The sequence below is a fragment of the Clostridium sp. DFI.1.208 genome (genome assembly GCF_024463855.1).
Lineage (GTDB): Bacteria > Bacillota_I > Bacilli_A > Erysipelotrichales > Erysipelotrichaceae > Clostridium_AQ.
The window spans coordinates 1-3873 of record NZ_JANGCA010000120.1; the positions used below are offsets into that span (position 1 = coordinate 1).

2 protein-coding genes are annotated in these 3873 nt (G+C 30.1%); both read right to left on the bottom strand.

Translation table 11 applies throughout. The features are described from left to right. Positions 1-167: 167 nt before the first annotated feature. Positions 168-2366, bottom strand: a complete 2199-nt coding sequence (locus NE665_RS23375) for a hypothetical protein (protein ID WP_256302669.1) — start codon at positions 2364-2366, stop codon at positions 168-170. A gap of 537 nt (positions 2367-2903) precedes the next feature. Then, positions 2904-3873: site-specific integrase (locus tag NE665_RS23380; RefSeq protein WP_256302670.1), on the bottom strand; the 970-nt coding region annotated here is incomplete at its 5' end.

Consider the following 3873-nt stretch of genomic DNA (forward strand, 5'->3'; position numbering starts at 1 on the left):
TATATAAGAAAAGGACACCCACACAAAAAGTGAAAGGGTATCCACACAGTTTGTTAGATAAGTCAAAAAATGGCAACACACAAGTTTAAAGGTATGCCACAACCACACACAAATTTAAAGCGCCAAATTAAGATTATCTTACGTACCTTTTTAATATTATAATATTATTAGTTTTTATTCTTATTTATAATTTCATCTACTGTATCTTTGTTTGCCCAAAAAGTTCTTTTGGTTATCAATTCACCATTAGTAAATTCAAATGTATCATTACTGTTAATAGCTTTTGGGCGTATATGAAATTTTTTATTTAAGCTTGCTTTAGGAAAATCAGATGTATTGCCAGATTCAAAAGCTTTTAATGTAATATTGAAGACTTCTCTTGCTTCATTAATATAATCTTTGAAAGAAAAATCACTCATAAACGAAACAGAAACGATCTCGGTTTTAATTGCATCTCTTTCTATAATAAATATTGGATATACTTTTTCAATTTCACTTTTAAATTTTGAGTTATCAAAATTTAATTTTTGACTATTGCTTTCTTCATAAGAATAAAGTTCAGTAAATGTGCTGTTTGGAAACGGGAATGCCTCTTTACATTTGTTTTTTACACGTGTTATAACTCTGAAATATTGAAGATTGATATTAACATTAGTTAAATAATCAACTATGGTTTTATTTACTGAATACTGTGACTTTATATGAGTTGTAAGGTATTCTTTTAAATCTTCGCAATTTATTTTTTCTTTTGATTCAGAAATATTTGTATTATATATTTCTAAAAATTTAGAATATAAATTGTCACTTTTAAAGTCAGTTAGAGAAAGTGGCTGTTTAATCTGCATGAAAATTTTAAGAAATTCACTATATTGAATGTCAAAGATAGCTTCATCTATATCATAAATTTGTGGATATTTATTAGCCTTTCTAACAAGGTAACTGCCAAAATAGTTCTTACCAAAACTATTTAATATTGAATAGTTATCATTATCAGAATTTAGTAAATCTCTTTTTTTCTTACTTTCTTTCCACAAATCATCCAGGTCAATCAATAACTTTAATGAATTTAGATAATGATTTTCATCTTTTTGAATTATTTTTAATGCCTTTGTCAAAATATCCTCTAATTCAGATTTACGTAAATTTTTACTAGTACCAGGGTGATCTACAATAATTAAATGTTTTTTTGCGAAATCAATTACATTTAAGCCATCTACATTAGTTTTCCCATCACCTTCTCTTAATATTTCTATATGCTTTTTCTTTAATATTAAATTTATATCATATACAGTTTCAGAATCAGCAAGAATATGTTCGTTTAATACAGGAACCTGTTTATTCAATCCGTATGTAATAGGTTTTACAAAATCTTCACTACCTGATATGAAGATGGTTTTTACAAATATATCTTTAAGTATATCGTCCAAATTGATCGAATTAACAAATTCTTTTAAATTTTCAGATAGATTTGAAGATGAATCTGATAATTTATGTTTTGTATTCTCTAATTCTCTGAAAAAATTTGTAAGAGTTTGTGCACCATTGATAACACTGACTTTGCTTGGATTTAAAACAATGGATGCTCCACTTCTATCTAATTTCTCATCATTAAAAGAATAAATAGTGATACCGTTATGACAAAACCAAAAATACTTTGGATCAGAGTATTTTTCAATATCAGTGATTTCTAGATTTTGTTTAATGGTATCTATGTCACAGCTGTTTAATGTATCTTTGCTATTATCTAATTGCATTTTGATAAAGGCTTTTATATAGTCATTAAAACTTTTGATTATGTTATCTATAGTTATACTTTTTCTTAATCCTTTTCTTACATTTTTTTTGAATAATTCATCTCCCGTTATGTTATAGAGTTTCTTTAACTCATAAAGAGACAAATTATATATATATCCTTCTAATGTTTCAGTTTTACCATCAGTATGTACAATATGTTCATTAAAATTTTCTGGATTTTTAATAGATAACATTATTTTATCTTCCATGTCAGTATAAATAGTAGATTTATATCTGAAAAAGTCTGTAAGCTGTTTTTTATCTAATCCATTTAAATTTTCTCTGCATGTAAAATATTGTTGCATTTCATCATCCCAGTTTTTGAAAACAAGAATAGGGATTGCATTAGCATCGTCTTTAGATATTATAGAAGCATATTCATTATAGTTAAAGCTTATATCATTTCGACTACAATCATAAATTAGATATTTCTCTTCATCTCCTGATTGTATATTTATCCCTTCTATAGAATAAAAATTTTTTCCATTATAATTTTTTTTATATACAGTGGTATTGCTGTCTAATTTTCTTTCAGTAATAATCCTGTTAATAATTTTCTTCAACTCATCCATTTCAATTCCTCCTACGGCACATCATCATATCATTTTGGCATAAAATTCAAATGTTTCTAATATTAGAGCTTGCAGTTCCAAGTACTCAATATTAATCGTTTCACTTACTTTATCTGAAAGCCTTATTTCAGGATATTGGTTATATAGAAACATAAGCAAATCTTCTTTTTCTTTTCTTAAATATCGAAGTATATCAGCTTTATCTATTTGGGGGATCATATTAATTTCATAACTTATTCTTTTGAAGCAAGATTGTATTTCTGAACGAATTGATAATTTTTCACGTGTATACTCATCCTCTTTGAATTTTTGTTTAATAACATCTCCAATTTTGTCTTTTTCAGGAAATAATTTTGCTATATTTCATTTAAATTATATATGTCTTTTTGACTATCTTTTTATATCTTCTTAAATGTCCGCAAAGCCTTATTTTATCGGCTCTACGGGCATTTTTCTTTTATGGTAAACCTCACATATCTAGGTCTATCTTCTTATATTTTCGCTATCAAGCGTGGTTAAAATCGTGGTAAATACTTCTTATGCGATTAGACGCTGAACCTCTGATTTTGCAGTATCTATGGACGCATGAGCGTACCAGTTCATTGTGATACTGATATTTGAATGTCCCATGATATACTGTAAATCTTTCGGGTTCATGTTCTTGCTTGCCAGTCTTGTACAGAACGTATGGCGTAGTGTATGCGGTGTGATATGTGGCAAGGGGTTATCCTTATGGTGCTTGTTGTATTTCTTTACCATACGGACAAAAAGCATATTGTAATCAATCGCAACTTTAGGCTTGCCTTTATGATTGACAAATAGAAAGTTGCCCCGTCCGTCTATCACAAATGGTTCTGCCTTTGGGCGTTTCTTCATAACCCGTTGAAATGCCTGTATCGTTTCTCTGCTTAATGGTACTTGCCTTATTCCGCTTTTTGTCTTAGGCGTTTCAATATAATAGCCCTGTTCCTTGCTCTTTAATAACTGGTGGTCGATAACCACTACTTCATGGATAAAATCAACGTCCATGATTGTCAGTCCGCACAGTTCCGAGATACGAAGTCCTGTCTTTAACAGTATCAGCACATCATCATAATACTTATGATACACGTTGTCCGTCTTGATGAATGATAATAAGGCTTGTTCCTGTTCCTCTGTCAATGCTACTTTCTCTTTGGTATCATTTTCTAGGACTTCACTTAACTTGAAATCAAAGGGATTTTTCCTTACATAATCATCTTGAATGGCTATGTAGAATGACGCTTTTAACGAGCGTTTATGGTTGTTAATGGTATTGTAGGAAAAGCCTTTGTCTTTCATGCGTAACGCCCATTCTTTAGCGTCAGAGGGTTTGATTGTATCAATGCTCCTAGCACCCAGCTTGTCCTCTTTCAATAACCGCATGAGCTGTTCCCGTTGTTTCTGTGTGCTTTTCTTCACGTTTGCCCTCTGTGCGTTCTGTTTGGCGTAGAGTTGGCAAAGCGTCATTTTCTTGCCTGTGCTGTCG